This is a genomic window from Mediterraneibacter hominis (assembly GCF_014287475.1).
Taxonomy (GTDB): Bacteria; Bacillota; Clostridia; order Lachnospirales; family Lachnospiraceae; genus Mediterraneibacter; species Mediterraneibacter hominis.
Genome location: NZ_JACOPF010000001.1, coordinates 1,911,197 through 1,937,604, shown reverse-complemented (window position 1 = coordinate 1,937,604; position 26,408 = coordinate 1,911,197). Strand labels below are relative to the sequence as shown.

Genomic DNA, 26,408 nt, shown 5'->3' with positions numbered 1-26,408 from the left:
ATAAATTTTATGGAACATGAGAAAGCGGGGAGCAAAGGTGAGTATCGTTATTGTAGCATTGCCGAAAATTGAAGATGCAAAACGAATATGCAAAGTACTCATAAGCCATGGGTTTGAAAATGTCGTTCCCTGCGGTACAGCCGCCTCGGCTCTGATTGCGGCGAACGATGCGGAAAAGGGCTTGATTATCAGCGGCTACCGGCTTCCGGATATGTATTATACCCAGCTTTCAGAATGTATTCCGAAATATTATGAGCTTTTGCTGGTCGGCTCGCTAAGTAAGGTAAGCGAGGCAGAGGGAAGCGTCATGGCGCTGGCGACTCCGTTAAAAATATATGAGCTGGTAAATACTGTAGAAATGATGCTCACACAGGTAGAGCGGCGGTATAAAAAGGACAAAAAGAGGACGGAGGAAAGAAGCGAGAAGGATATTAAGGACATTCAGAATGCAAAGCGTCTCCTGATGGAACGCAATCATCTGACAGAGGAAGCGGCATACCGCTATATTCAGAAATGCAGTATGGACAATGGGGTCAATATGGCAGAGACTGCGCAGATGATTTTAATGCTGATTGACGCTGAATGTTGAGAGGAGAGAAAAATGGTAACAGTCAATAAAAATTATTTGAAGCTGCAGGGAAACTATTTGTTTTCAACGATTGCAAAAAAAGTAGCGGCGCATCAGAAAGAAAATCCAGAGGCGGAAATCATACGGCTTGGTATCGGAGATGTAACGCAGCCGCTTGCTCCGGCGATTTTAAAGGCGCTGCACAAAGCAGTGGAGGAGATGGGAAATGTAGAAACCTTCCGCGGATATGCGCCGGAGCAGGGGTATGAGTTTTTAAGAAATACTATTTCAGAGCAGGACTATCGGGCGCGGGGATGCGAAATATCACCGGAAGAGCTTTTTATTTCCGACGGCGCGAAAAGCGACTGTGGAAATATACAGGAGATATTTGGAACGGACAACAGGGTGGCCGTCTGTGATCCGGTGTATCCGGTCTATGTGGATACAAATGTGATGGCAGGACGCACAGGAAATTTTAATCAGGAGCGCGGAAACTATGACGGGCTGATTTATATGCCCTGTACAGAAAGCGGGGGCTTTATACCGGAGATTCCCAGAGAAATACCGGATTTGATTTATTTGTGCTTTCCCAATAATCCTACGGGAACGGCGATTACGAAACCGCAGCTTCAGGAGTGGGTAGATTACGCGAATCGGATTGGCGCAGTCATCCTTTACGACGCCGCCTATGAAGCCTATATCTCGAACCCGGAATTGCCGCACTCTATTTACGAATGTGACGGGGCGACGGAATGTGCGATAGAATTCCGCAGTTTTTCAAAAAATGCAGGATTTACGGGCGTACGGCTCGGATTTACCGTAGTTCCTAAAAATTTGAAAAGAAATGGCGCGGGGCTTTGGGATTTATGGGAACGGCGTCAAGGTACGCGGTTTAACGGAGCTCCTTATTTGGTACAAAGAGCCGGTGAAGCTGTTTACACGCCCGAAGGAAGACAGGAATTGTCCGCCCAGGTGTCTTACTATATGGAAAATGCACGGATTATCCGAGAAGGCCTGGAAGGAGCCGGTTTTACAGTATATGGAGGAATCGACGCCCCATATATTTGGATGAAAACGCCGGAAAATATGGGTTCCTGGGAATTTTTTGCATATCTTTTAGAGAAAGCGAATGTAGTGGGAACGCCGGGAGAAGGGTTTGGAGCTTGTGGAGAGGGATATTTTCGTCTGACAGCCTTTGGTGACAGAGAAAAGACAAAACAGGCTATAGAGCGTATCCGGCAGATTGAATCTATTAGGAAGTGAATTTATATAAAAAGAGGATTGTATTTTTTGCAGAACAATTTTAAAATGAAAGTTATCGAAGTTTGTAACAAAAGAGGACAAATATAACTGCAATACAGAGAAAGTGGATTAGAACAGGTAGAAAATCTACGTGAGGATAAGGGGATGGAATATACAGTAAAACAGAGGATTCAAAATATATATGCTGCTCTGCGACCGTCAGAGCAAAAAGTGGCAGAGTATATACTTTCGTATCCAGGGCAACCGAAAGAACTTTTGATCGAGGAAGTGGCGAAAAATGCCAGTGTAAGCCAGCCTACAGTGATAAGATTTGTTAAGGCGGCGGGGTATAAAGGTTTTAAAGAACTGAAATATGCCATGATGCAGGAAGAAATTCTCTATGAAAAGGAAACGGGAAAAGAAAAGGAGAATGTGAGTCTATATGGATTTTCATTTTCGGGGAAGGAAAGCCTTGAAGAGATTCCAGGTAAGATCATTACAACCTCTGTCCAAATGCTTGAAGAGACACTTAGAAGTATTCAGATGAAGGAATATAAGAAGGCAGTAGAGGCTGTCTCCGGTGCAGAAAATATTGTGTTATACAGTGTGGAAAATTCAAATTGTATAGCCAACGATTTGTTGACGAAGCTTACCTATCTGGGACTTAACTGTCGGATGTATTCGGATTATTATCTGCAGAGTGTCAGTGCAGGGAATTTGACAAGGAAGGATCTGGCCATTGGAATCTCTTATTCTGGATATTCCAAACACACAGTAGAGATGATGAGGATGGCCAAGAAAGCGGGGGCAAGGACAATGGTGATCACAAATTTTGATAATGCTTTGATAGCAAAGTATGCGGACATTCTGCTGTGTACAAGCAGCCATCAGTTCTTTTGCGGAAATACGATCTTTTCGCGCATTTCCCAGCTTGCTCTGGTAGATATGCTGTATGTCGGGGTATTGAATGAAAATTATGGCAGGATGTCAAAGAGGCTGAAGAAAAACAGTGATTTAGTAGCAGAAAGAGCATATGATGAGAATTAGAAGTTTTGTAGAATTTCTACAAAACTTCTTTTTTTGACTTTACAAGTCCTTTACAAAAGTTTCACTGCGATTTGATTGATTTCTAAAAGCAGGGATTTCTATAATTGTATACGCGAGATACGGTTGTAGAAAGGGGTTTTATAGTATGCTCGAACTGAAAAACATAAAAAAGTCATTTGACGGAAAAATTATTTTAGATAATATCAGCCTTACGATTGGAGATGGAGAGATCATTTCTATTTTAGGGCCGTCAGGAAGCGGAAAGACAACACTTTTAAATTTGATACTCGGAATTACAGACATTGACAGCGGCAGGCTGATCTATAATGGAAAAGATTTGACAAGAGTGCCGATGGAGAAAAGAGGATTCAATATTGTTTTCCAGGATTATGCATTGTTCCCCAATCTGAATGCCTATCAGAATATTACATACGGACTGAAAAACAAACCAGGAATTTCTACCCAGGAGGAAGTAGAGGACTTAATTAGGCTTCTGAATCTGGAGGAACACCTGGAGAAAAATATTGAACAACTGTCGGGAGGACAAAAACAGCGTGTCGCACTTGCAAGAACAATGGTGATGAAGCCGGAAATTCTTTTGATGGACGAGCCGTTGAGCGCCCTGGATGGTGTGATCAAGGAGTCTATTAAAGAGAGAATCAAGACGATCGCAAGAGAATTTCATCTGACGACTATCATTGTCACACATGATCCGGAGGAAGCATTGACACTTTCGGACAGAGTTTTGATTATCAACAAAGGGAAAATATCCCAGTTTGGGAAACCGGAGGAAATCATAAATAAACCGGAAAACTCATTTATCAAAGAATTTATACTGAACCAGTTAGAAATCAAAAAGAGCAATATATTTACATTATTTCAGAGGAATGGAACGATAAAAAAAGAAGTATCGAGCGAGGCGGCGGTATGAAAAAGGAACCTTTGAAATATAGGATTGAAAAATTAATTAAGGCGCATATAGAGTTAAAGCTTATATTTCTGGCAGTCATTCTTTTATTTGTTTTCTTTCTGGCCGCGCCCATTCTGATGCTGCTTCTGAAATCCTTTCAGAGCTCCGGAGGAGACTTCTGGGTACATTATACGGAGGTGTTCGGACAGAAAGGATTCTGGACAGCTGTGGAGCATAGTTTTTGCTCCGCGGGGATAAGCGCATTGGTGACAATTGTACTTGCATTTTTACTTGCTTACAGTATCCATTACACGAATATCCCGGAGATTCTGAAAAAAGTAATACGCACAGGTGCGGTTCTGCCCATGCTGCTTCCGACAATTACATATGGATTTGCGCTCATTTATTCCTTCGGAAAGCAAGGACTGATAACAAGGATATTCGGAAGACAGTTTTTTGATATATACGGTTTTTGGGGCCTGCTGATAGGATATGTGATTTATACGCTTCCTGTTGCATTTTTACTGATCCACAACACAATGGGATATATAGATAAGAAATTTATGACTGTCTCAAAACTGATGGGAGACAAGGGAAGCAAAACATTTTTTATCGCAATATTGCGCCCCCTGCTGGGAACACTGGCGGCCTCTTATATACAAAGCTTTTTCCTTGCCTTTACGGACTTTGGTATCCCTGCGTCTGTGGGCGGACAGTATGAAGTCCTGGCATCGGTATTATATGACGAGATGCTTGGCAGTATTCCAGATTTCAACAAAGGCGCGGTTGTTGCAATGGTGATGCTCGTTCCTTCGGTTATCAGTATTGCACTGCTGCATTATCTGGAAAAATATAATGTAAGATACAATAAGATTTCTGTTGTAGAAAATCCAAGAAATAAGATCCGTGACGGAATCTGCGGTGTGGTAAGTACGGCGGTACTGGCGGTGACAGCGGTTATTTTTGCGGTCATATTTATCGTTCCTTTTGTGCAGGAGTGGCCATATCAAATAAGCTTTACGACGGAACATGTAAAAGCTGTATTTGACGACAGCATACTGGCGGGTGTATTTAAAAATTCTTTGCTTGTCGCAGTTCTGACGGCGTGCGCGGGTTCTCTTATCGCCTACGGTGCCGCGTTAGTAACGGCAAGAAGCAAATTGTCAAAGAGCTGTAAGCATACGGTGGAGAGTATTGCCCTGGCGACAAACACCATACCGGGGATGGTGATTGGTATCGCCTTTCTGTTGACATTTTCAGGGACGTCTTTACAGAATACGTTTCTGCTGCTCATCCTGTGTAATGTGGTACATTATTTCTCTACCCCATATCTGATGATGAAAAATTCTCTGGAGAAAATGAATGACTCCTGGGAAACAACAGCGATGCTGATGGGAGACAACTGGTTTAAGACGATTTTTCGGGTGGTTACGCCCAACGCATTGCCTACAATTTTAGAAGTATTCAGTTACTACTTTGTGAATGCAATGGTAACTGTCAGTGCGGTCATCTTTATAGCGGGCGCCAGAACTATGGTTGTCACGACAAAAATAAAAGAATTACAGCATTTTGCAGAGTTTAACGAAATATTTGTACTGTCATTGTGTATTTTATGTACCAATCTGGCGGCAAAGGGAATTTTCCGTCTGGCTGCAAGGTGGAGAAAGAAAAAGAAAGAAAAAACCGGAGAAAAAGAAGTTTCCGGCAAAAGAGTCTGGCGGGCTGCATTAGGAGCTATGGCTCTTGTGGTACTGATAGCCGGAGGAATGTCATTTGCAGGAGCAAGAAAGGATACGGCGCAGGAACAAGTGATTATTTATTCAAATGCAGATGACGAGGCAATAACGGCAATGAAGCACGCATTGGATGAAAATGGTTATGAAGGCAGGTATCTGCTGCAGACATTTGGAACCTCAGAGCTGGGCGGGAAGCTGATGGCAGAAGGTACGGATATTGAGGCAGATCTGGTAACGATGAGCTCCTTTTATATAGACAGTGCACAGCAGACGAATGAAATGTTCCTGGATCTGACATTTGACGCACCTACGCTGGAAGAGACGCCGGCATATTATAAGCCTGTTACATCACAGGAAGGCGCTATTTTTGTAAATACGCAGGAGATGGAGCAGTTAAACCTTCCCATGCCGGAATCCATAAAAGATCTGGCAGATCCAGTCTATAAGGGGGAAATCTCTGTGACAGATATTAAGAGCTCCTCTACAGCGTGGCTTCTGATACAGGCGCTGCTAAGTGAGTATGAGGAAGAAGAAGCACATGCTATATTGGCGGGCATTTATGAAAACGCAGGGCCGCATATAGAGGATTCAGGCTCAGGCCCGATAAAAAAAGTGCGCTCCGGAGAAGTGGCGATTGGATTTGGACTGCGGCATCAGGCGGTGGCGGATAAAAATGACGGTATGCCTATCGACTATATCGATCCGCTGGAGGGAAACTTCTCTTTGACAGAATCATTGGCAGTGATAGACAAAGGAGAGGAGACAAATCCTCTGGCAATGGAGATGGCAGAGTGTATTGTCAAAAATGCCAGGGCAGAGCTTGAGAAGACGTATCCGAATGCATTATATGAGGGAGAGGAAACAGACGCACAGAACCAGTCTTCTTATCCGAAAAAATTTCCGGAACCGCTGACAGCCGAGCTGCTGGAAAAGCATCAGGAGTTTTCAGAGGACTGTAAACCTTGAGTCCCTGCAGGCAGGGAGTAAAAAAGTAAAGTCCCCCGCAACAGGGGATAGTAATATAGAAAAGAGGAAAAGAAAAATGATACAATACAAATTATTAACACCAGGACCACTGACAACAACGGATACAGTAAAGAAAGAGATGATGGCAGATCATTGTACTTGGGATGACGATTATAAACAGATTACACAGAAAATTAGAAAAGAACTTTTAAAGCTGGCGCATGTATCAGAGGAGGAATATACGGCAGTCCTTATGCAGGGAAGCGGAAGCTTCGGCGTGGAGTCTGTACTTACAAGTGTTATCGGTGAGGATGAAAAATTACTGATCGTGGCAAACGGCGCATACGGGGAACGAATGGCGGATATTGCAGAGCACGCGAAAATGAAGTATTCCATATATAAAGAAGAATATGATAAGATTCCGTCAGCCGAGAAAGTGGAAGAAATGCTGGAAGCAGATCCTGCGATCACACATGTAGCTATGGTGCACAGCGAGACAACATCGGGAATTCTAAATGACATTACGGCTGTTGCAAAGGTGGTAAAGGCGGCAGGAAAGACAATGATTGTAGATGCGATGTCCAGCTTCGGAGGAATGGAAATACCAGTAGGGGAACTGGGAATTGACTTTATTGTCAGCAGCGCTAACAAATGTATACAGGGAGTACCAGGCTTCTCCTTTATCATCTGCAATAGGGAAAAACTGATGGAGAGTAAAGGAAAAGCAAGGAGCCTCGCGCTGGATCTGTACGATCAATGGAAAACAATGGAAAAAGACGGTAAGTGGAGATTTACTTCTCCGACGCATACGGTACTGGCGTTTGCAAAAGCATTAGAGGAGTTGGAGATGGAAGGTGGAATTCCGGCACGTGCAAAGCGCTACGCAGACAATAATCATCTGTTGATCCAAAAGATGGAGGAAATGGGAATTCATACATATATAGGAGCAGAACACCAGGGGCCGATCATTACAGCCTTCTATTATCCGGAACATCATAAATTTTCATTCCAGGAGATGTATGCGTATATCAAGGAGAGAGGATATGCAATTTATCCAGGCAAAGTAACAGATGCAGATACGTTTCGTATAGGGAATATCGGAGAGATTTATGAGGAAGATATTCTGAAGCTGTGCGGGATATTTAAAGAATTTTTTGCAAGTATCGAGGTTTAAGGACAGAATGATTTTAAAACAGTAAAAAGCAGAGAGGTAAGGAAAATGGGAAAAATAGAAGCAGTTATTTTTGACTGGGCAGGAACAACAGTAGATTATGGGTGCTTTGCACCGGTACAGGTATTTACAGAAGTATTTCAGGATATGGGAATCAACCCGACACAGGAAGAAGTAAGGGAACCCATGGGAATGTTAAAGTGGGATCATATACGTACGATGCTTGAGATGGACAGAATAAAAAAAGCCTGGATAGAAAAGTACGGACGCGAACCGGAAGATGAAGATGCAGATAAAATGTATGCAAATTACGAGCCGGCTCTGCTAAAGATTCTGTCACAGTACGCCAAACCCAAACCATATGTGGTAGAAACTGTAAAAAAATTAAAGGAAAAGGGTATTAAAATTGGTTCTACAACGGGCTATACAGATGTAATGATGGAAATTGTAGTTCCGGAAGCAGCAAAGCAAGGGTATTCCCCGGACTGCTGGTACAGTCCGGATTCCTGCCAGAAGATGGGACGTCCTTATCCGTACATGATTTTTAAGAATATGGAGACGTTGAAGGTGGATTCCGTAGACAAGGTTTTGAAAGCAGGAGATACTGTATCTGACATTCTGGAAGGAAAAAATGCAGGAGTATTTACAGTGGGGATTCTGGAAGGAAGTTCTGTAATCGGACTGTCTGAGGCAGAATTTGAGGCCCTTTCCGAGGAAGAAAAAGAAATACGGTTAAAAACGGCAGAAAAAAAATATAGAGAAGCAGGGGCCGACGCTGTCGTAAGAGATATAAGAGGGATACTGGCGTATATCTAGTTTAACAACGTTTGGCATATTCGTTGGACAGTAAACCGGTATATTCGCGGAAGGTTTTTGAGAAGAGGTGTGCATCTATATAACCTACGGCAGACGCAACCTCCTTAACCTGCAAGTGCTTTGACCTGAGCAGTTCTTTGGCATTTTCCATTCGGATTTGTTTGATATAACTGCTATAATAAATATGTAATTGACAGCTAAACTTTATATTCTTCAATATTTGTTTGACAGGGACTGATTTATCACTCCCTGTCAATTGCTTTTCTTGTATATCTTGTTCTTCAGACGGGTTCCAGTTATATTCTTAACTAATTAATATTTTGTTTATTGAAAAGGATAGAGGGGTTCCTCTTTAAAAAGTTCTGCATTTATTTAAATATAAGAAAAATTAATGTTTTATTAGTAATATAGAAGTGACTATTAAAAATGCTGAAAAATAATATGATAATATATAAAATATAGTGAAAAATTATACAATATGTATAAAAAATAGAAAAATTATCGGATTATATTGACAAAAATGAATAAATGGATATAATGAAATTAAATTACAGAAAATAAATAACTATAAAAATAAATTTCATAAAAATGTTTACAGGAGAAAAATATGTCACTTGAAATTATTAAAATAAGAAATCAGTATCCACAAATGAATACGGCTATGAAAAGAATTGCGGATTATATAATTGGATGTCCGAATGAGGCCGTGAAGAAAAGTTCCCATGAACTAGCAGAGGTAAGTGGAGTCAGCGATGCTTCGGTTACACGTTTTGTACGTTATATGGGATATGAAAATTTTAAAGCATTTCAATTATCTTTAGCGGCTTCATTATCGCACGGAAATGCAATAGAACATCCGGACTCTATTGTTAACCGATTTCAATATAGTGGAGAAATAGCGAGGAATAATAGTGAAACGGTATGTAGAACTATTTTTCAAAGAAGTATTCAAATGTTGGATGATACATGGAAAAATTTGGACATTCCAACAATAGAAAAAGCAGTTGAGATGATAAGAAAATCTAGGAGAATTCTTATGCTCGGAGTAGGACGCTCAAAGGTTACAACAGAGGCGCTGTTTTCAAGGATTTACAGATTAGGATACAACGTACAGACATATAGCGATCCACATGAACAGGTTATTGTTACATCGATGGTTGAAAAAGATGATTTTGTGATTGCTGTCAGTAACTTTGGAAAGACAAAGTCTGTAGTAGAAGGAATTATAAGAGCCAGAAAAAGAGGGGCGCGAACATTAGGAATTACAAGTGTAGCTCAGTCACCACTTGCAAAAGAAGCAGAATATACAATTTTCAGTGCGTATGATTATGAAGCAGGGGAAATGGGAAAATATTATGAACCATCTTGTGAGAACGTGTCGCAGGTAACAATTGCAGATTGCATCTATATGCTGCTGGCAATGCAGGAAGAAGAGCGTATTTTGCATGTATATGAAGCTATTTCAGAGGAACTGGAAAGCGAGCATATAAAAGGGTAAGTAAAAAAAGAAGGAGGTAGGATATGTTAGTATCATTAAAAGAAATTATGGAGTATACCCGTAAAAATGGCAATGCAGTAGGTGCGTTTAACTGTTGTAATTATGAATCGGTAGCAGCAGTTGTAGGCGCAGCGGAGGAATTGAAGTTACCAGTAATTATAAGTTATGCAGAGGTACATAAAGACATCATATCTATTAGGGATATAGTGCCAGTTATGCTGCATTTTGCAAGAAAATCCTGTGTTCCGGTATGCGTCCACTTTGATCATGGGGTTTCATTAGAAAGCTGTGTGGAGGCAATGAAAGAAGGATGCACTTCTGTAATGATAGATGCTTCTGCAAGAAGTTATGAAGAAAATATAAAAATTACCCGTCAAGTTGTAAAACTAGCTCATAATATGGGAATTACTGTAGAGGCAGAATTGGGGCATATTTTTACATCAGATATGGGAATGGGAAAGAAAAAAACATATGACGAGATTGAAAGCGCCGATAATTTCCAGAATATTAATGATATATATACGGATCCGGATATTGCAAAAGACTTCGTGGAAAAGACAGAGGTAGATGTATTAGCAATAGCATTTGGTACCAGCCATGGTGTTTATATAAAAAAACCAGTATTAGATCTGGGAAGAATATCAAAAATAAAAGAAAAAATTGATATTCCATTTGTTATGCATGGAGGCTCAGGATTATCAGAAGAAGAATATAGACAAGCTATTAAAAACGGCATTAAAAAAATTAATTACTATACTTATATGGCATTGGCAGGAGGAAAAGCAGTAAAAAAAGCGATGGATAAAAAAGAAAAAGAAGAAAATATATTCTTCCATGAAATTCCATTATTAGCAATCCAAGAAATGAAAGAAAATGTGAAGGCAGCTATGAAAATTTTCGCATTACAATAATCAAAAAGCAGGTGTAGTGAATGAAAAGGCTGGTTAATAAAACTGGAACAATAGTAGAAGATATGATTAATGGGTATGTAAAAATAAATCGAGGGTTTATAAAAAAGGTACCAGGAGTCAATGCTGTTGTGAAAACTTGTCCGAAAGATAAAGTTACTGTAATTGTAGGGGGAGGAAGCGGCCTGGATCCATGGCCTGTAGGATATGTAGGAAAAGGATTAGCAGACGGAGCTGCGGTAGGAAATATTTTTACAGCACCTCCTGCAAAATCTATTCTTGAGACAACTAGAATACTTCCCCACGATAAAGGCGTTATTTATGTTGTGACAAATCATGCAGGGGATGTTTTGAATTTTGAACTTGTAAGTGAGCTGGCGGAATTGGAAGGAATAGAGACAAGGCAGATATACATTACAGACGATATAACTTCTGCATCTACTGCAGAAAAAGAAGAACGCAGAGGAATTGGTGGAGTAGCATTGCTTACAAAATTAGCAGGAGCTGTTACAGAAGCCGGTAACTCCTTAGATGAAACAGAACGGATATTAAAAAAAGCAAATCATAATATAGGAACTTTTAGTGTTACAACAGCGCCATCTTATTCACCGGTTAACGGAGAAAAATGTTTTGAATTAGAAGACGGGAAAATGGAGTTCGGAATGGGCTTTAACGGAGAAACTGGAATTAAACGGGAAAAGATTGGGGAAGCAGATAGTATTGCAGAGAAGCTAATCAACGGTTTGTCAGAAGATTTAAATTTAAAACCATATGATAAGGTTGTCATCTGGATTAATGGATATAGTATGACAAGTCAAATTGAACTCAGTATTATAGCCGGAAAGTGTTGTGATGTACTGAAAGAAAAAAAGATAGAGCTATATGATATTTTAGTAGAGCGGTTGTTTGTGACTCCTGGAGCAGGAGGATTGTCTATTACTGTAATGAAAATAGATGAAGAATTAACACAGTATTATGATAAATCTGCAGATGCTCCGTTTTTCAAAGTGGGAGAAAGGAGTGACTCGCAATGAAAATAAATGAATTGAAAGATATGTTCATTGCAGTGGCAGATAAGATTATTCAGAGTGAGGATATGCTCACAAAGATAGACTTACAGATTGGGGATGGAGATCACGGTACAGGTATGGCTTTAGGATTTAAAAATGTCAAAAAAGAATTAGAACGTCGAAAAATAGATTATGCAGAAGATGTTTTTAAAATAATAGGTATGACCTTGCTAGATACAATGGGAGGAGCATCGGGGGTTTTATTCGGAACTGTTTTCATAAGTGGGATTACCTCAAGAACTCCTCATACAGAGATCGAACTTCAGGATTTTGCAGAAATTTTTCGAAAGTCTCTAGAGGCACTGAAAAAGAGAGGAAAGGCAAAATGTGGCGACAAAACGATGGTGGATGCTTTTGAACCGGCAGTGTTTGCATTGGAAGAAAGTGTGGAAAAGAAATTAAGCTTAAAGGAAGGTACTGCAAATGCGGCTGCCGCGGCTGAGAGTGGAATGGAGAATACAAAAAAGTACAGGGCAAAGTTTGGTCGGGCAAAATATTTTGGTGATAATGCAATAGGGCTTCAAGATGCAGGCGCTACTTCTATATGGTTGATTTTCCAGGAAATTGCAGATTGGGTGAATGTGCATGAATAAAAAAATTGTGACGGTTACATTGAATCCTTGTATTGATTTGACTATAACAGTAGATAAATTACTATATGGCGGAACGAACAATGTAATAGGAACGAGAAAAGATATTTCAGGAAAAGGGATCAATACGAGTGTCGTATTAAAAAATCTAGCTATAGAAAATATAGCAGTTGGGTTTACATTTTTAGAAAATGGTGACCTGCTAAAAGGATTTTTAGCTGAAAATAAAATTCCAGATAGACTTATTTCAGTGCCAGGGAGTATGCGGACAAATATAAAAATATTTGATGCCTCTCAAAAAGTTATGAGCGAATTTAACGGAAAAGGTTGTCGCGTGAGCATGGATTTTCAAAACAAGTTTCTTGAGATGATGGAGGAACTTTTGACAGAAACAAAAATACTTATTATATCAGGAAGTATTCCACCGGGTATTTCTATAGAGATATATAAGTGGCTGACAGACATGGCAGTGAAAAAAGGAATACGGGTGCTTGCCGATGCATCTGGCAGACTTTTAGAAGAAACAGTGAAAAGTAAGCCGTTTTTGATTAAACCAAATGCGGATGAATTGGAAAAGACATTTCATATGCCATCCTCGACAGAAGAAGAAATTATTAGGGCGGCGAATAAAATTATTGAGAAAGGGGTGAGATATGTTTGCGTTTCTCGCGGGAGTAAAGGAGCAGTTTTAGTAACGGAAAAAAAGATTTATACGGCGGCAGGGATACCAGTAAAAGTGAAAGGTATACAAGGGGCCGGAGATTCTATGATAGCAGGTTTTTGCTATGCCATAGAACATGGCGTGGGAGAGAAGGAATATTTAAAGTATGCGGTAGCAGCGGCTACAGGTTCTCTTTTGCATGAAGGAACAGAATTATGTGGGAAAGATGAAATGCTGGAATTCGTAAATCTGGTAAAGGTGAGTGAAAAATTAAATGAAGGAGGAATAAAGTAAATGAAAAGGTTCGGTAAAAAATTAATGGGAATCCTATTGACATTTGTTATGGTGCTATCATTAATGGTTGGATGTAGTTCGCCACAGGGAACAGATTCTAAGACAGAAGAAAAGGGGAAAACGGAAGAGAATAAGAAAGTAATTGGTGTTAGTTTGCTAAACTGTACGCATGTTTTCTACAATAATATCCAGAAAGGGCTGGAAACTAAAGCGGAAGAATTAGGATGGGAATTGATTATACAGGATGCAGCGGCAGATGCTAATAAGCAGCTCAGCCAGGTGCAGGACTTTATTACTCAGGATGTGGATGCAATTATTATCTGTCCGACAAATTCAGCGGGAAGTAAGTCTATGGTAGAACTTGCAGATGCGGCAGATATTCCGGTATTTACAATGGATATTGAATCAGACGGCGAAGTAGTAAGCCATATAGCGACAGATAACTATAAAGGTGGACAGATAGCGGCAGAATATATGCTTGAAAATATTCTTACTGACAAAAAAGGAGATGTAGCTGTTATTACTTATTCTGAAATAGAGGCTTGTATCCAGAGAGAAGAAGGGTTTACAGATTATCTTGCAGAAAATGCTCCAGAGGTCAATGTTGTAGATATCCAAAATTATTCAGGAGACCAGCAAAAGGCAGCAGATGTTATGCAGAATATGCTTTTGAAACATGAAAATATTGACGTTGTATTTGCAGTAGGCGACCCGGCTGCGATTGGAGCGCAGTCTTCAATTGACGCAGCGGGGAAGGAGACATTGATTATAGGATACGATGGAAATCCAGAAGGAATAGAAGCGATTAAAGCAGGAGGAAACTGGGTGGCAGATGTTGCGCAGGATCCTACGGCGATTGCGGAGAAAACTTTAGAAGCTGTAAAAACAAAATTAGACGGCGGTACTCCGGAAAAAGAAATTAAAATCGAGCCATATATTATTGACAAAGAAAATGCGGAATAAAATAATTTCAAGCAAATGTGATTTCCAGGCGAGATGTCGGGAAATAGATAGTTCCAAACAGGAGGCTGTCGGTTAAATTAACCGGACAGCCCCATTCATTAAAAGGAGGAACACACATAATGGAAAAGAGGCCTTTGATAGAATTACGACATATATATAAGGAATTTCCGGGAGTTAAAGTTCTGTCGGACATTTCAATTATGTTTTATCCGGGAAAGGTACATGTACTGTTGGGAGAAAATGGAGCTGGCAAATCGACAATTATTAAAATTATATCAGGTGTATATCAGGCTGATAAAGGAGATGTGTTTGTCAAGGGCGAGCAGGTAAGATTTACAAATATAAAACAGTCGCAGCAAAGAGGAATCAGCGTTATACATCAGGAGCTTAGTGTAATCGAAGATTTAATGGTTTATGAAAATATATTTCTAGGAAGAGAAGTTAAAAAAGCTGGAAAAATTTTGAATAAGACAGAGATGATAGCAGAGGCTCAAAAACTAATGGATACGATAGGGATTCATATCAATCCTAAGGCGTATATCAGAGAGTTAAATAACGGAGAAAAACAGATGGTAGAAATTATAAGAGCTGTCTCACAAAACAGTGAGATGGTTATCATGGACGAACCTACATCATCTTTGTCAGAGCATGAAGTAAAGGCACTGTTTGAAGTAATCCAAAAATTAAGAAAGGAAAACGTAGCGATTATTTATATCTCTCATCGTCTGAAAGAAATTATGGAAATAGGGGATACATTGTCAGTCCTAAGAGATGGAATTTTGGTAAAGACACTTCCTGTGGCAGAAGTAACAGAAAATCAAATGGTAACAATGATGGTTGGCAGGGAAATGAAACAATATTATTATAAGGCACGAGGATGTAAAAGTAAGGAAGTAGTACTGGATGTTTCACATTTAACGAGAAAAGGAGAATTTGAAGACGTTTCTTTTCAGTTATATAAAGGTGAAATATTAGGAGTTGCGGGGTTGATAGGGGCCGGACGTACAGAAGTTATGAGAACTGTGTTCGGAGCAGAAAAACCAGATTATGGAGAATGTCGGCTTTACGGAAAAGCATATCATGCAAAAAGCCCGGGTGATGTCATCAGAAGAGGAGTTGGTCTTATTCCGGAAGATAGAAGGCAGCAGGGGCTCTTACTGGAGAAGAATGTCAAAGAAAATACGTCATTAGCATCTGTGTCAAAGAGAGCAAGGAAGGGGTTTGTTGATTTCCAATGGGAAAAAAATGCTTCTTTGGAATACATAAAGAGAATGAGTATAAAAACGCCATCAGAAAAAGAGGCAGTAAAAAATCTTTCCGGCGGGAATCAGCAGAAGGTCGTTATTGCAAAATGGCTTTTGGCAGAATCCAGGATCCTAATCATGGATGAGCCAACCAGAGGAATCGATGTAAATGCAAAATCAGAAATATATGCGTTGATGAAAGAATTTGTAGAAAATGGCGGAAGTATTATTATGGTTTCATCAGAACTACCAGAAATTTTAGGAGTGGCAAATAGAATTATGGTAATGCGAGAAGGGAAAGTGGCAGGGTTTGTTGATGAAGAGGATGCAGCGGAAGAAATTGTAATGTCTCTGGCAAGTGTAGGCAGTGAATAGGGGGCGCAAGGATATGAATAATAAGAAAATGATGGTACAGAGCAGAAATTTTATAAAAAATAACACTATGTTATTTTTCTTAATTCTTTTATTTGTGATATCTATGGTATTTGTACCGAGGTTTGCGACAACAGGCAATATTCTAAATGTCTTAATCCAAATTTCAATCAATGCATTGATTGCGTGTGGAATGACGTTCGTAATTTTGTCTGATGGTATTGACCTGTCTGTAGGTTCAGTAGCGGCGTTGGCTGGGGTAGTAGGAGCTTCTGTGATTAAGTTAATGCCAGATGCAGGCGTAGCGGTTTCTCTTGTTATGATTTTACTTACATCATTAGTAATAGGTGGTATTTGTGGATGTATAAACGGATTCTGTATTGCAAAGCTGAATGTCCCTCCATTTATTGCTACGCTTGCTATGATGAATGTGGCCAGAGGACTTGCCTATGTAGCAACAGATGCAAAACCGGTTTTTGGACTTCCAGAAAGTTTTGGGTTTGTTGGACTGAGAAAAATAGGGCCAATTCCGGTATCAATTATACTCATGGTAATCGTTTTAATGATCGCTTATATTATTTTATCTAAAACAGCATATGGAAGACATATCTATGCCGTGGGAAGTAATCAGGAGGTTTCTAAATTGACAGGAATCAGTGTTATGAAAATACGATTCAGCGTCTATATTATATCAGGTTTTCTCTCAGCACTGGGTGGTTTGGTTCTAGCATCTAAACTTCAGAATGGACAGGCGACAGCGGCGCAGGGATATGAACTGAACGCGATTGCTGCAGTAGCCATGGGTGGAACCAGTATGGCAGGAGGCCGAGGTGGGATCGTACAAACAATATTTGGTCTGTTTGTGATAGGGATTATAAATAATACCCTAAGTCTTCTGGGAGTTTCATCCTATTGGCAGACAGTTGCAATGGGAATTATTATACTTATAGCTGTTATCATAGATCAGTATAGGAAGTAAGGAAATTGACAAAAGGGATGCGCAAGAGGGCGTGTACTGCAACGTTCGTTAGCTTAAGTTTATCATTTCAAACAGAGCGGGATTGGCTTCACACTGCCACGTATTTCGGCGAAGCCCTGACGAACGATACAAAATATCTCTTTAACACGGCCTTTTTGCCAAATTCCGTAGTGCTAGCTCAATTCCGCATAGCTCCATTTCGCTATCAGCAGTCGCCGAATGAAAAGAAGAAGGCAGAACTCTGTTTACATGTAAGCATGACACAGAGTATTCCTGTTCTTTTCGCATTGCTTGTTACTTCGTTAAATTTTTATTTTCCAGGCAATCGTCCATAAAGTTTTGTGATATTTTTTATTTTTTTGACGAGTTTTTTTGTTATCTGGCCTTTGCCAAGCCGCCATGTCCAGTTTCCACCTAAAGTAGAAGGTGTGTTAATACGGGCATGTGTGTCGAGGCAAAGATAATCCTGAATGGGGATAACGCACAGATCAGCGACACTGCCCATTGCCATTGCAATAAAGTCCCAAGACAGACTGTCCTCATCAAGAAGGGGCTTGTGCAGGTACTCTTTTGCAAAATCCCGACATTCTTTTGGGATGTGGTGATACCATCCGCGGGTTGTGTCGTTGTCGTGTGTGCCTGTATATACGACACAGTTAGCAGAATACGTGTGGGGCAGGTAATTGGAGGATTCTCGGTTGTCAAACGCAAACTGAATCACTTTCATACCCGGGAAGCCGCTGTCCTTTAACAGTTTTAAAACACTGTCGGTAAGAAATCCTAAATCTTCTGCAATGATATTCAGGTTACCTAAATTTCTTTCTATAGTATGGAAAAAATCTATTCCAGGGCCCGGCATCCATTTGCCGTGCTCTGCTGTTTTATCGCCAAAAGGAATCGCATAGTATTCATCAAATCCGCGAAAATGATCGATGCGTACAATATCATATAATTTAAAACTATAAGAAATACGGCGAAGCCACCATTCGTAATCCGTTTTTTTATGATAATCCCAGTCATAAAGTGGATTGCCCCAGAGCTGTCCGGTGGCGGAGAACGCATCTGGAGGACAGCCGGCAACATGAGTAGGATTGTGGTTTTCATCGAATTGGAATAAGTTTGGGGACGCCCAGGTATCTGCGCTGTCAAAAGCCACATAGATAGGGAGATCTCCAATGATCTGAATCCCATTTTTATTGGCGTAGGATTTCAGACGGCTCCACTGTTTATCAAATTCAAACTGCTGGAAACGGTAAAAATTTATTTCGTCATACAGGGATTCTTCTGCAAGGGCAAGTGCGTCTGTATTGCGGTCACGTAATCCTTTTTCCCAGGAAAACCAAGGTTTTCCGTCGTGCGCGTCTTTGACTGCCATGTAAAGTGCGTAATCAGAAAGCCACCAGTCGTTTTGGGCGATGAACTTCTTATAGTCTCCATTGGGATGAAAACGTTTATAGGCTTTACGCAGCAGCTTAAAGCGGGAAAGGTATAATTTTTCATAGTCAATAGAGTCGGAGGCATTTCCGAAATCAAATGCCGCACACTCTTTTTTGGTAAGAAGCTCCTCTTTTATGAGCGTTTTTAAGTCTATAAAGTAAGGATTTCCCGCAAAAGTAGAGAACGACTGATAGGGCGAGTCTCCATAGCCGGTCGGCCCAAGAGGCAGAATCTGCCAGCGGCTTTGCCCAGCCTCTTTTAACTGGTCAATAAATGTATATGCTTCCTTAGAAAAGCAGCCAATTCCGTATTTGGACGGCAGTGAAAAAACAGGCAGTAAAATGCCGCTTGCTCTCATAACTTCTCCTCCCTTCTATATCTTTAGCGTGTGTGCTATAGTTTCCAAATGTCACGATTGTATTCTTTTATTGTACGGTCAGACGAAAAGAAGCCTGCGCTGGCAATATTTACAAGCATTTTTTCGGCCCAGGCCAGTCTGTTTTCATAAGCTTTGAATGCTTCTTCTTTTTTTGCCTTATAAGCCTGAAAATCGAGCAGCGTCATAAACCAGTCTTTGCCGATCAGTTCTTTTTTCAGGCGGGCTAAGTTTTCTTCCTTTCCAATAGAAAGTAGTTCTTTGCTGGTTATGAAATCGACAGCAGCTTTGATTTCCTTATCGTTTTCATAGTAGTCTTTCGAAACATAGTCTGCCTTAGCATAGTGACGGATAACTGCGTCGCTGGAAGCGCCAAATATGAAAATATTGTCATCTCCTACCCGTTCATGGATTTCTACATTCGCGCCGTCTTCTGTACCGAGAGTGACAGCCCCGTTCAACATGAATTTCATATTTCCAGTACCGCTTGCCTCTTTGGAAGCAAGGGAAATCTGTTCGGAAATATCGCAGGCAGGAATCAGCTTTTCTGCATTTGTCACATTGTAGTTTTCTACCATAACAACTTTCAGGTATGGGCTGACTTCCGGATCATGATTGATAAGCTCCTGCAAACATAAGATTAAATGGATAATATCTTTGGCAATGACATATGCAGGAGCAGCTTTGGCGCCGAAAATAGCGGTAATAGGAGTGGAGGGCTTCTTTCCGGATTTTATCTGAAGATATGTATCTATAATATAAAGTGCGTGCATTTGCTGGCGTTTATATTCATGTAAGCGTTTTATCTGCATATCAAAAATAGAATCTGGGTTGAGGGTGACACTCTGTGTGCGCTCCAGATAATTGCACAGCGCTCTTTTATTTTCCTGTTTCATTTCTAACAGACTGTGCAATACACTTTTGTCTGTTCTGAAATGCAGAAGGCTTTCTAATCTGTCAGCATCCTGACGATAGCCCTGCCCTATGGTACGATCCAGTATCTGTGTAAGCAAAGGATTGGAGTGGATAAGCCATCTTCGGAAGGTAATCCCATTTGTTTTATTATTGAATTTCTCCGGATATATCTGGTAAAAGCTGTGCAGTTCATTTTTCTTTAATATCTCTGTATGAAGGGCTGCGACACCGTTGACGCTGAAGCCGTAATGAATATCTATATGCGCCATATGAACAATGTCATTTTGGTCAATAATTACTACGCTTTCATCAGAAAATTTTCTTCTGACTTTGTCATCTAAGATTTCGATAATCGGAACTAATTGGGGAACTACCTTTTTTAGGTAGGAAAGAGGCCATTTTTCCAATGCTTCTGCGAGAATCGTGTGGTTCGTGTAAGCACATGTATGGGTTACGACAGAGATTGCAGTGTCCATATCGAGACCTCTTTTTGTCAGAAGACGGATCAGTTCAGGAATGATCATAGTAGGGTGTGTATCGTTAATCTGTATGACTGCATAGTCCGCAAGATCGTACAGAGTACAGCCTTTGGATATACACTCGTCTAAAATGAACTGTGCGGCACAGCTCACCATAAAATATTGCTGGTAAATCCGAAGAAGCCGCCCCTTTTCGTCACTGTCGTCCGGGTAGAGGAAAAGTGTAAGGTTTCGTTCTACATCCTCTTTGTCAAAGTCAATTCCGTCTTTTACAATCGTTTCATCTACGGTATCTGCATCAAAAAGATGCAGTTTATTTGTACGATTTTCATATCCGGTGACAGCAATATCATACATTCTGGAATGTAAAGTAAAATTGCCGAACTCTACCGGGTAGCTGACAGCGGTTTTGTGCAGCCAGCTTTCTTTTTCGATCCAGGGGTTGGGAAGTTCTTTTTGCAGTGTGTTTTCAAAGGTTTGCCTGAAAAGCCCCAGGTGGTAATTTAATCCGATTCCGTCTCCGTTAAGCCCAAGTGTAGCGATAGAGTCCAGAAAACATGCGGCGAGACGTCCAAGACCACCGTTCCCGAGGGACGGTTCCGGTTCCATTTCTTCGATTTTGCTTAAGCTTTTTCCTTCCTGTGCGAGAACTTTTTTTGTTTCTTCATAAATTCCAAGATTGATTAGGTTATCAGAGAGCAGTTTACCGATAAGAAACTCGGCGGAAATATAATACAGCTTTTTCTTGCCGCCTTGCTGCTCCTTCTGCGCGGACAATTCTTTTACAACTATAAGAAGTGCGCGGTATGTCTCTCCATCAGAGGCTTGTGAAATAGATTTTCCAAGATGTTTCGTCAGCAGCTCTTTTATATTCATCATAAAACTCCTTTCATAAATGACGTACTTGTAGTTTTATATGATTTATGCAAAAAGTTTTTAAGTATGCTTTTTTATTTTAACATAATATCAGCGTCAGTGTACAGAGGGAGCCCACGATAAACGCACGAAAGAACAAATATCTGGAACTTCCTCATGGGCTCCCTTCGCATGATACGATCCAGAGAGTGTTCGCTATAGTACCCTCCGAATTTTTAGAGAATTTCCAGAAAAGATGGAATGAGTTGTTAAACAGTGAAGAGGGAAAGAAAATAAAGCGCCTGCTTGCGATTGACGGCAAAACGCAGAGAGGGAATGGAAATAAAAACCAGAAGGGAAACCATATTGTCAGCGCAGTCGATGAAAGAGGGTTCTGCCTGGGACAAACGCGGGTGGAAGAAAAAACGAATGAGATTACAGCAATTCCTGAATTATTAGACAGCCTGAATATCAAGGGGACCATTATAACAACAGATGTCATGGGGACGCAGACAGCCATAGTAAAGAAAATCCGGAAGAAGAGCTGCAGAAGAAATGTGCATACAAAAAGAAAGTGGAAAGATAGAGAAACGGGAATACCATAACAGAAGCAGAAGGGAAAGAGACAGTGGAGGAGAGATCAGCAGTCTGGCAACAGATATAGACGAGACAGAGAGAGCAGTGAGGGGCCACTGGATGATAGAAAGTTATCACTGGCATTTGGATGTAACTTTTCGGGAAGATGGGAATCACACATTAGAGAAACAGGCGGCTTATAATCTGAATATTATCAGGAAGCTGGCATTAAACATCTTAAAGATAGCAGAAGTGGGACATTGTCGATTAAGCATGAGAAAGAAGCGGTATGCGATTGGAACAAATCCGGAAAAATATTTGGAAGAGCTAATGGATTTATAAAATTTTTGAAATTTGTTTATATGTTTAGTTTGGAAACACATTCATGCGTTTGTCGTACTGACGGATGTTACATATTACTGTTAAAAACGAGAGCTTGTTTCAGAAACAAATTGTTATATTTCACAAAAATGATAGAATGATATCAGATAATTTAACAAAAATAATATTAAAATAAAGTTAATTATTGACAAAATGACGAATGAAGTGTTATATATCATATTAAACAAGCGAAAATATTTCTGGATAGATTTTGTTTCTGAAACAGGGGGGGGGGCACTATGACGGTACGAGAAATTGCGAAGCTTGCTGGCGTTTCGCCTTCAAGTGTATCGAGATATTTTACAGAAAATGAAAATGTCAGCAAATCAGTTGCTGAAAAAATTGAAGCGGTGTTAGGGAAAGAAGAAGGTCAGACTCAAGTTAAAAGCCGTGAAAAAAATAAAACCCTGGTTCTTATAACTCCGCATAAACGATTGGCGTTTTATTCGGAATTGTTAAGAATGTTTATGGAACAGGCACCCTCGTATGGAATTCAGATCGTTTTTCTTCCGGTATATAAATGTCAGACAAGTCAGTGCAGAAGTATACTGACACGTCTAAAACCTCATGGGTTTATTCTTCTGGAAGAAGATGAGAGCAGTATGATTTATGAATTCGCCCGCAAAATGAAAATACCAGTTGTGTTGTGTGCTGAGGATTCTGTTGATGTTAAGGATGGAGGATATATCCATGTAAATGATGTGCTGGCGGCATACGAGGGAACCAGATATTTACTCGGACTTGGTCATAGAAAGATTGTGTTTTTTACGAATTATGGAAAGGGTGTTAATGCAAGTTATCAAAGAATTATAGGTTGCACAAAGGCGATGTCGGAGACTGGATTGGCTTTTGAAGAGCCATATGTACAATATGGAGCACTGACTCGAGAGAACGGATACGCATTTGCTCAAAAAATTATAAAAGATCAACTTGATTTTACAGCAATTTTTGCTTTTAGTGATGAAATGGCGTGTGGAGCTATATGTGGTCTTCAGGATATGGGAATAAGGGTGCCTCAGGATGTTTCAGTATTGGGCTTTGATGATCTGCCAATCGCGGAGCAAATCCGACCAAGACTTACGACTATGCATCAGCCGCTGGAAGAGTTTATTCGTTGCGCGCTAGATTTTTTTTCATCTGAGAGTACGATGGAAATCAGTAGAGAGATCATGCTGCCGCACTCCATAATAATTCGTGACAGCTGTGCTTCGGTAAAAAAGGGGGAAGGAGAATGAAAGCGAGAAAGTTTATTGGCCGGATTTTATGTGTAGTCTTTCTAGCATATACAGCAGCTATTTGTGTAGGACCCTTTTTATGGGTGATTTTTTCATCATTTAAAAGCAACAAGGAAATTCTTGATTCAGCGTTTTCCCTTCCGTCCTCTTATTCATTTGACGGTTATCTCCGAGCGCTGGAGATGTCTCCGATTTTTGAATTTTTCGGAAATAGCGTTTTTATAGCAGCGGTAAATACAGTGATTAGTATAGGGGCGGTTTCTATGGCTGCATACGCATTGGCGAGATATGAGTTTCGGGGTAAAAAAATATTTACATCCTTATTATCGTCATCGCTATTAATTCCGATTTCCGGATTGTTAATGCCGCTATATTTGATTATGGCGCGGATAAATCTGTTGGATACAAAGATGGGGTTGATTATTGTATATGCGGCGCTGGGGCTTCCAACCTCTCTGTTTATCTTGAGAAGTACTTTTTTGAATATACCAAAGGAAGTTGATGAAGCAGCTGCAATTGATGGAGCCGGACCAATCTATACATTTACTAGAATCATAATTCCGATGTCCAGATCAGGTCTGGCAACGGCTGCAACGCTTCATTTCCTAACCAGTTGGAATGAATTTATGTTTGCGTTGGTTTTGACGAAAAGTGAGACAAACAGAACATTGCCGTTGGCTCTTAATTATTTCTCGTCACAGTTTTCGTTTGACTACACAGCTATGTTTGCAGCGATTACATTATCAGTACTGCCGAGTATTATAGTGTTTATTTTACTGCAAGAACAGATTACCAGCAGTATGGCAGCAGGATCTGTAAAGGGATAAACGCTGGTAGTGGACTGAAAACGAATGGTAATTATCATTAATTATAAATTAAGTAAGAGGAGGTATGTATTAGTATGAAGAAAAAAGTTGTGGCGGTTGTATGTGTGCTGTCTATGAGCATGAGTTTGGCGGCAGGATGTGGAAACAAGGAAGAAGGAGCAGGAGGTAATGGTGTCGTGGAGATCAGTTTCCCTACATTTATGTGTGGAACGGCATCCCAGACAGAATGGGTAAAAGAACGGGTTGAGGCGTTTAATGAGGAATACAAAGATCAATATAAAGTTGTGATGGAAGAGATCCCTGGAGATCAGAATTATATAGATAAGATGAAGGTCTTGTATAGCGCAGATGATCTTCCTGATGTTATTGTTACCGGAGGATATAACCTCATTGACTCAATGCAGGACAAGCTGGTAGACCTGACGCCGTATGTTGAGGAAGATCCGGAGTGGGCGGGCTTTATGAGCGACGTCGGGAAAAATGTGAATACGAGAGATGGAAAGTTATACGCGATACCCTACATCCGGCAGACCATCGGATATTTTTATAATACAGAGTTGTTTGAAGAGGCAGGGATAGAGCAGGTTCCAGAAACTTGGGATGAGTTTTTTGAGGATTGTGATAAACTACTTGCGGCTGGAATTACACCGGTTTCCATGGATACGGCAGAAAGCGGCTGGGTTACGAGTCTGATGCTAGGAGCTATGATCGGAGATTCAGATACGGGCGAGGAATTTATGAATACCAATCAGCCGGATGACTATAATAATGACGAAGTGGTTAAGGCGGCAGGGATGATTCAAGAAATGTTCCAGAAATATACTACTGCTGATGCTGTAGGAGGCGCATATGCGGAAGCGGCAAATAATTTCTTTAATGAAAAGACGGCTATTATAGCGAACGGACCGTGGATGGTTTCGAAATTTTATGATACCAGTGTGGTATCAGAGGATTTTGGAGATAGAGTAGCTGTTGCTACATTCCCGGGGAACGTGATGTATAACAGTGGACAAATTGGATGGAGTATTGCAAGCAAAACAGAGGAAAAAATAGAAGCGTCACTTGCTTTTGTAAAGTTTATGACAAGCGAAGAAAGCCAGAAATTGGATCTGGAAATGTGCAGTGTTATACCGGATTGCGTGATTACGGATGCAGATGTGTACTCACAGGTTCAGGATACAATTAATCTGGCGGATTCAGCTTCGCGTTCGATTAATGATTTTCAAAGTTTATGGCATGCAACAGTAGTGGATGAAATCAGTGTACAATACCCGTTGCTAGCAGATGGTTCAATTACGCCGGAAGAATTTGCACAAGCTCTTACAGATGCGGCACAGTAGTGTAAACAAACTGAAAAGACGTGTCAGAGATTCCGGCACGTCTTTTCTGACTTCGGGTTGTGCAAAGGAGCGTGATGAGATATGAAGCCTAAGAAACGGACTTTGATTGTATTTTTAACACCATGTGTTTTTCTGTTTTTGTTTGTATATCTGTTCCCGCTAATCATGGTAATAGTGACTTCTTTTTTTAACTGGCGTATTGGGGAAAATGTCTTTTTTGTCGGTCTGGCTAATTATATGAAAGGTGTAGCAGATCCAAATGTACAGGCTGCATGCTGGCATACTATGATTTGGGTTATCTTGCAATCTACTATTCATGTGCTTCTTGGTACAGTGCTTGCGTTAATCCTTTTGCCGCGCTTTAAGGGCTGGAAAATTTTTCGAACGGTCTGTATGCTACCAAATGTGATTTCGACGGCGGCGCTAGCAATGGTTCTTCTGAATGTATTTAAGACCGACAGCGGACTTTTGAATGAAATTCTGAGACTTTTTACCGGCTCTAAGGTTGATATTAACTGGTATTTCAACGCAGATACGGCTTTTTTTTCGGTTATGGCTGGATGGCTTTTATATCCTGGGATGATTACCATACTTATGCTGGCAGCTATGCAATCGGTACCGGAGGATATACTAGAGGCGGCAAAACTCGATGGAGCGACATCCTGGCAGATAAATACCCGTATCGTTTTGCCGATGGTAAGAAATACTTTGGGAACCAGTGTGATTGTTGCGGCAACAAGCATGCTTAAAGAATTTGAATTGATATATTTGACCACCAATGGAGGTCCTGGGAATGCTACGTTGAATTTTCCGTTATATATTTATAAAACAGCTTTTACTGAAAATAATTACGGCTACAGCAATGCGCTCAGCGTAATGCTGATTATCATAGGAGTGGCAATTGTGATGCTGATTAATAAAATGTTTCGTATGGACCAGTCAGATTATTAAA

24 protein-coding genes are annotated in these 26,408 nt (G+C 40.4%); 21 read left to right on the top strand and 3 right to left on the bottom strand.

Going from position 1 to position 26,408, the window contains the following annotated elements:
- The first annotated feature begins 37 nt into the window (after positions 1-37).
- The 7 genes from H8S37_RS09385 (at position 38) to phnX (ending at position 8,456) form a co-directional block, all read left to right on the top strand.
- Positions 38-589 carry an ANTAR domain-containing response regulator gene (locus tag H8S37_RS09385; RefSeq protein WP_186875700.1) on the top strand — a complete coding sequence of 184 codons (552 nt, stop codon included), beginning with the start codon at positions 38-40 and terminating at the stop codon, positions 587-589.
- A gap of 12 nt (positions 590-601) precedes the next feature.
- A complete protein-coding gene (locus H8S37_RS09380; protein ID WP_186875699.1) occupies positions 602-1,831 on the top strand; it encodes an LL-diaminopimelate aminotransferase in 1,230 nt (409 codons plus the stop codon).
- Positions 1,832-1,975: 144 nt separating this feature from the next.
- A complete protein-coding gene (locus H8S37_RS09375; protein ID WP_186875698.1) occupies positions 1,976-2,857 on the top strand; it encodes a MurR/RpiR family transcriptional regulator in 882 nt (293 codons plus the stop codon).
- A gap of 145 nt (positions 2,858-3,002) precedes the next feature.
- Positions 3,003-3,788: an ABC transporter ATP-binding protein gene (locus H8S37_RS09370; RefSeq protein WP_186875697.1), complete on the top strand. Its 786-nt coding sequence runs from the start codon at positions 3,003-3,005 to the stop codon at positions 3,786-3,788.
- Positions 3,785-6,469 (top strand): extracellular solute-binding protein, encoded by a 2,685-nt coding sequence (locus H8S37_RS09365; RefSeq protein WP_186875696.1) that lies wholly within the window; start codon positions 3,785-3,787, stop codon positions 6,467-6,469. Before H8S37_RS09370 ends, H8S37_RS09365 begins: the two co-directional genes overlap by 4 nt.
- A 76-nt stretch (positions 6,470-6,545) precedes the next feature.
- Positions 6,546-7,643, top strand: coding sequence for a 2-aminoethylphosphonate--pyruvate transaminase (locus H8S37_RS17280; RefSeq protein ID WP_243207104.1), 1,098 nt, complete (start codon positions 6,546-6,548; stop codon positions 7,641-7,643).
- Between the two features lie 45 nt (positions 7,644-7,688).
- On the top strand, positions 7,689-8,456 hold the full coding sequence (gene phnX, locus H8S37_RS17275; protein WP_243207102.1) for a phosphonoacetaldehyde hydrolase: 768 nt from the start codon (positions 7,689-7,691) through the stop codon (positions 8,454-8,456).
- 1 nt (position 8,457) lies between these two features.
- Here the strand turns inward: phnX and H8S37_RS17740 are convergent, their stop codons facing one another.
- Entirely contained in the window at positions 8,458-8,673 is a 216-nt protein-coding gene (locus H8S37_RS17740) for a helix-turn-helix domain-containing protein (protein ID WP_408631372.1), read from the bottom strand.
- 390 nt (positions 8,674-9,063) lie between these two features.
- Here H8S37_RS17740 and H8S37_RS09350 point away from each other — a divergent pair, with 390 nt between their 5' ends.
- The 8 genes from H8S37_RS09350 (at position 9,064) to H8S37_RS09315 (ending at position 17,035) form a co-directional block, all read left to right on the top strand.
- Positions 9,064-9,954 (top strand): MurR/RpiR family transcriptional regulator, encoded by an 891-nt coding sequence (locus H8S37_RS09350; RefSeq protein WP_186875694.1) that lies wholly within the window; start codon positions 9,064-9,066, stop codon positions 9,952-9,954.
- A gap of 23 nt (positions 9,955-9,977) precedes the next feature.
- Positions 9,978-10,865: a class II fructose-bisphosphate aldolase gene (locus tag H8S37_RS09345; protein WP_186875693.1), complete on the top strand. Its 888-nt coding sequence runs from the start codon at positions 9,978-9,980 to the stop codon at positions 10,863-10,865.
- A 20-nt stretch (positions 10,866-10,885) separates the two neighbouring features.
- Complete coding sequence (locus H8S37_RS09340) at positions 10,886-11,896, top strand: dihydroxyacetone kinase subunit DhaK (protein WP_186875692.1); 1,011 nt, start codon at positions 10,886-10,888, stop codon at positions 11,894-11,896.
- Positions 11,893-12,525 (top strand): dihydroxyacetone kinase subunit DhaL, encoded by a 633-nt coding sequence (gene dhaL, locus H8S37_RS09335; protein WP_186875691.1) that lies wholly within the window; start codon positions 11,893-11,895, stop codon positions 12,523-12,525. The genes H8S37_RS09340 and dhaL overlap by 4 nt, the downstream gene beginning before the upstream one ends.
- A complete protein-coding gene (gene pfkB / locus H8S37_RS09330; RefSeq protein WP_186875690.1) occupies positions 12,518-13,477 on the top strand; it encodes a 1-phosphofructokinase in 960 nt (319 codons plus the stop codon). The genes dhaL and pfkB overlap by 8 nt, the downstream gene beginning before the upstream one ends.
- Positions 13,478-14,440 (top strand): substrate-binding domain-containing protein, encoded by a 963-nt coding sequence (locus tag H8S37_RS09325; RefSeq protein WP_186875689.1) that lies wholly within the window; start codon positions 13,478-13,480, stop codon positions 14,438-14,440. It begins immediately after the preceding gene.
- Between the two features lie 119 nt (positions 14,441-14,559).
- Positions 14,560-16,059 (top strand): sugar ABC transporter ATP-binding protein, encoded by a 1,500-nt coding sequence (locus H8S37_RS09320; protein ID WP_186875688.1) that lies wholly within the window; start codon positions 14,560-14,562, stop codon positions 16,057-16,059.
- A gap of 67 nt (positions 16,060-16,126) precedes the next feature.
- The gene (locus H8S37_RS09315; RefSeq protein WP_408631371.1) at positions 16,127-17,035 is read left to right on the top strand and encodes an ABC transporter permease; all 909 of its coding nucleotides are present in this window, start codon (positions 16,127-16,129) and stop codon (positions 17,033-17,035) included.
- A gap of 310 nt (positions 17,036-17,345) precedes the next feature.
- On the opposite strand, the gene malQ is transcribed toward H8S37_RS09315, so the two are convergent.
- Together malQ and H8S37_RS09305 are read right to left on the bottom strand one after the other, a co-directional pair.
- Positions 17,346-18,830, bottom strand: coding sequence for a 4-alpha-glucanotransferase (gene malQ, locus H8S37_RS09310; protein WP_186875687.1), 1,485 nt, complete (start codon positions 18,828-18,830; stop codon positions 17,346-17,348).
- A gap of 35 nt (positions 18,831-18,865) precedes the next feature.
- Positions 18,866-21,118, bottom strand: a complete 2,253-nt coding sequence (locus H8S37_RS09305; protein WP_186875821.1) for a glycogen/starch/alpha-glucan phosphorylase — start codon at positions 21,116-21,118, stop codon at positions 18,866-18,868.
- Positions 21,119-21,207: 89 nt separating this feature from the next.
- Between H8S37_RS09305 and H8S37_RS09300 the strand changes: the two genes are divergently transcribed.
- From H8S37_RS09300 to H8S37_RS09275, 6 genes are all read left to right on the top strand, one after another.
- Positions 21,208-21,702 (top strand): ISAs1 family transposase, encoded by a 495-nt coding sequence (locus tag H8S37_RS09300; protein ID WP_186875820.1) that lies wholly within the window; start codon positions 21,208-21,210, stop codon positions 21,700-21,702.
- A complete protein-coding gene (locus H8S37_RS09295; RefSeq protein WP_186875686.1) occupies positions 21,653-22,015 on the top strand; it encodes a hypothetical protein in 363 nt (120 codons plus the stop codon). Before H8S37_RS09300 ends, H8S37_RS09295 begins: the two co-directional genes overlap by 50 nt.
- Positions 22,016-22,293: 278 nt before the next feature.
- A complete protein-coding gene (locus tag H8S37_RS09290) occupies positions 22,294-23,289 on the top strand; it encodes a LacI family DNA-binding transcriptional regulator (protein ID WP_186875685.1) in 996 nt (331 codons plus the stop codon).
- On the top strand, positions 23,286-24,116 hold the full coding sequence (locus H8S37_RS09285) for a carbohydrate ABC transporter permease (protein ID WP_186875684.1): 831 nt from the start codon (positions 23,286-23,288) through the stop codon (positions 24,114-24,116). Before H8S37_RS09290 ends, H8S37_RS09285 begins: the two co-directional genes overlap by 4 nt.
- Positions 24,117-24,190: 74 nt before the next feature.
- The gene (locus H8S37_RS09280; protein ID WP_186875683.1) at positions 24,191-25,456 is read left to right on the top strand and encodes an ABC transporter substrate-binding protein; all 1,266 of its coding nucleotides are present in this window, start codon (positions 24,191-24,193) and stop codon (positions 25,454-25,456) included.
- An 81-nt stretch (positions 25,457-25,537) separates the two neighbouring features.
- Entirely contained in the window at positions 25,538-26,407 is an 870-nt protein-coding gene (locus H8S37_RS09275) for a carbohydrate ABC transporter permease (RefSeq protein WP_186875682.1), read from the top strand.
- Position 26,408: the final 1 nt, after the last annotated feature.

Coding starts and splice junctions, on each gene's coding strand:
- malQ (WP_186875687.1), bottom strand. CDS start 18,830: ATGAGAGCAAGCGGCATTTTACTGCCTGTTTTTTCACTGCCGTCCAAA.
- H8S37_RS09340 (WP_186875692.1), top strand. CDS start 10,886: ATGAAAAGGCTGGTTAATAAAACTGGAACAATAGTAGAAGATATGATT.
- H8S37_RS09365 (WP_186875696.1), top strand. CDS start 3,785: ATGAAAAAGGAACCTTTGAAATATAGGATTGAAAAATTAATTAAGGCG.
- H8S37_RS17280 (WP_243207104.1), top strand. CDS start 6,546: ATGATACAATACAAATTATTAACACCAGGACCACTGACAACAACGGAT.
- H8S37_RS09315 (WP_408631371.1), top strand. CDS start 16,127: ATGTTATTTTTCTTAATTCTTTTATTTGTGATATCTATGGTATTTGTA.
- H8S37_RS09375 (WP_186875698.1), top strand. CDS start 1,976: ATGGAATATACAGTAAAACAGAGGATTCAAAATATATATGCTGCTCTG.
- H8S37_RS09305 (WP_186875821.1), bottom strand. CDS start 21,118: ATGAATATAAAAGAGCTGCTGACGAAACATCTTGGAAAATCTATTTCA.
- H8S37_RS09320 (WP_186875688.1), top strand. CDS start 14,560: ATGGAAAAGAGGCCTTTGATAGAATTACGACATATATATAAGGAATTT.
- dhaL (WP_186875691.1), top strand. CDS start 11,893: ATGAAAATAAATGAATTGAAAGATATGTTCATTGCAGTGGCAGATAAG.
- H8S37_RS09280 (WP_186875683.1), top strand. CDS start 24,191: ATGAAGAAAAAAGTTGTGGCGGTTGTATGTGTGCTGTCTATGAGCATG.
- phnX (WP_243207102.1), top strand. CDS start 7,689: ATGGGAAAAATAGAAGCAGTTATTTTTGACTGGGCAGGAACAACAGTA.
- H8S37_RS09275 (WP_186875682.1), top strand. CDS start 25,538: ATGAAGCCTAAGAAACGGACTTTGATTGTATTTTTAACACCATGTGTT.
- H8S37_RS09380 (WP_186875699.1), top strand. CDS start 602: ATGGTAACAGTCAATAAAAATTATTTGAAGCTGCAGGGAAACTATTTG.
- pfkB (WP_186875690.1), top strand. CDS start 12,518: ATGAATAAAAAAATTGTGACGGTTACATTGAATCCTTGTATTGATTTG.
- H8S37_RS09290 (WP_186875685.1), top strand. CDS start 22,294: ATGACGGTACGAGAAATTGCGAAGCTTGCTGGCGTTTCGCCTTCAAGT.
- H8S37_RS09325 (WP_186875689.1), top strand. CDS start 13,478: ATGAAAAGGTTCGGTAAAAAATTAATGGGAATCCTATTGACATTTGTT.
- H8S37_RS09350 (WP_186875694.1), top strand. CDS start 9,064: ATGTCACTTGAAATTATTAAAATAAGAAATCAGTATCCACAAATGAAT.
- H8S37_RS09285 (WP_186875684.1), top strand. CDS start 23,286: ATGAAAGCGAGAAAGTTTATTGGCCGGATTTTATGTGTAGTCTTTCTA.
- H8S37_RS09345 (WP_186875693.1), top strand. CDS start 9,978: ATGTTAGTATCATTAAAAGAAATTATGGAGTATACCCGTAAAAATGGC.
- H8S37_RS09295 (WP_186875686.1), top strand. CDS start 21,653: ATGTGCATACAAAAAGAAAGTGGAAAGATAGAGAAACGGGAATACCAT.
- H8S37_RS09370 (WP_186875697.1), top strand. CDS start 3,003: ATGCTCGAACTGAAAAACATAAAAAAGTCATTTGACGGAAAAATTATT.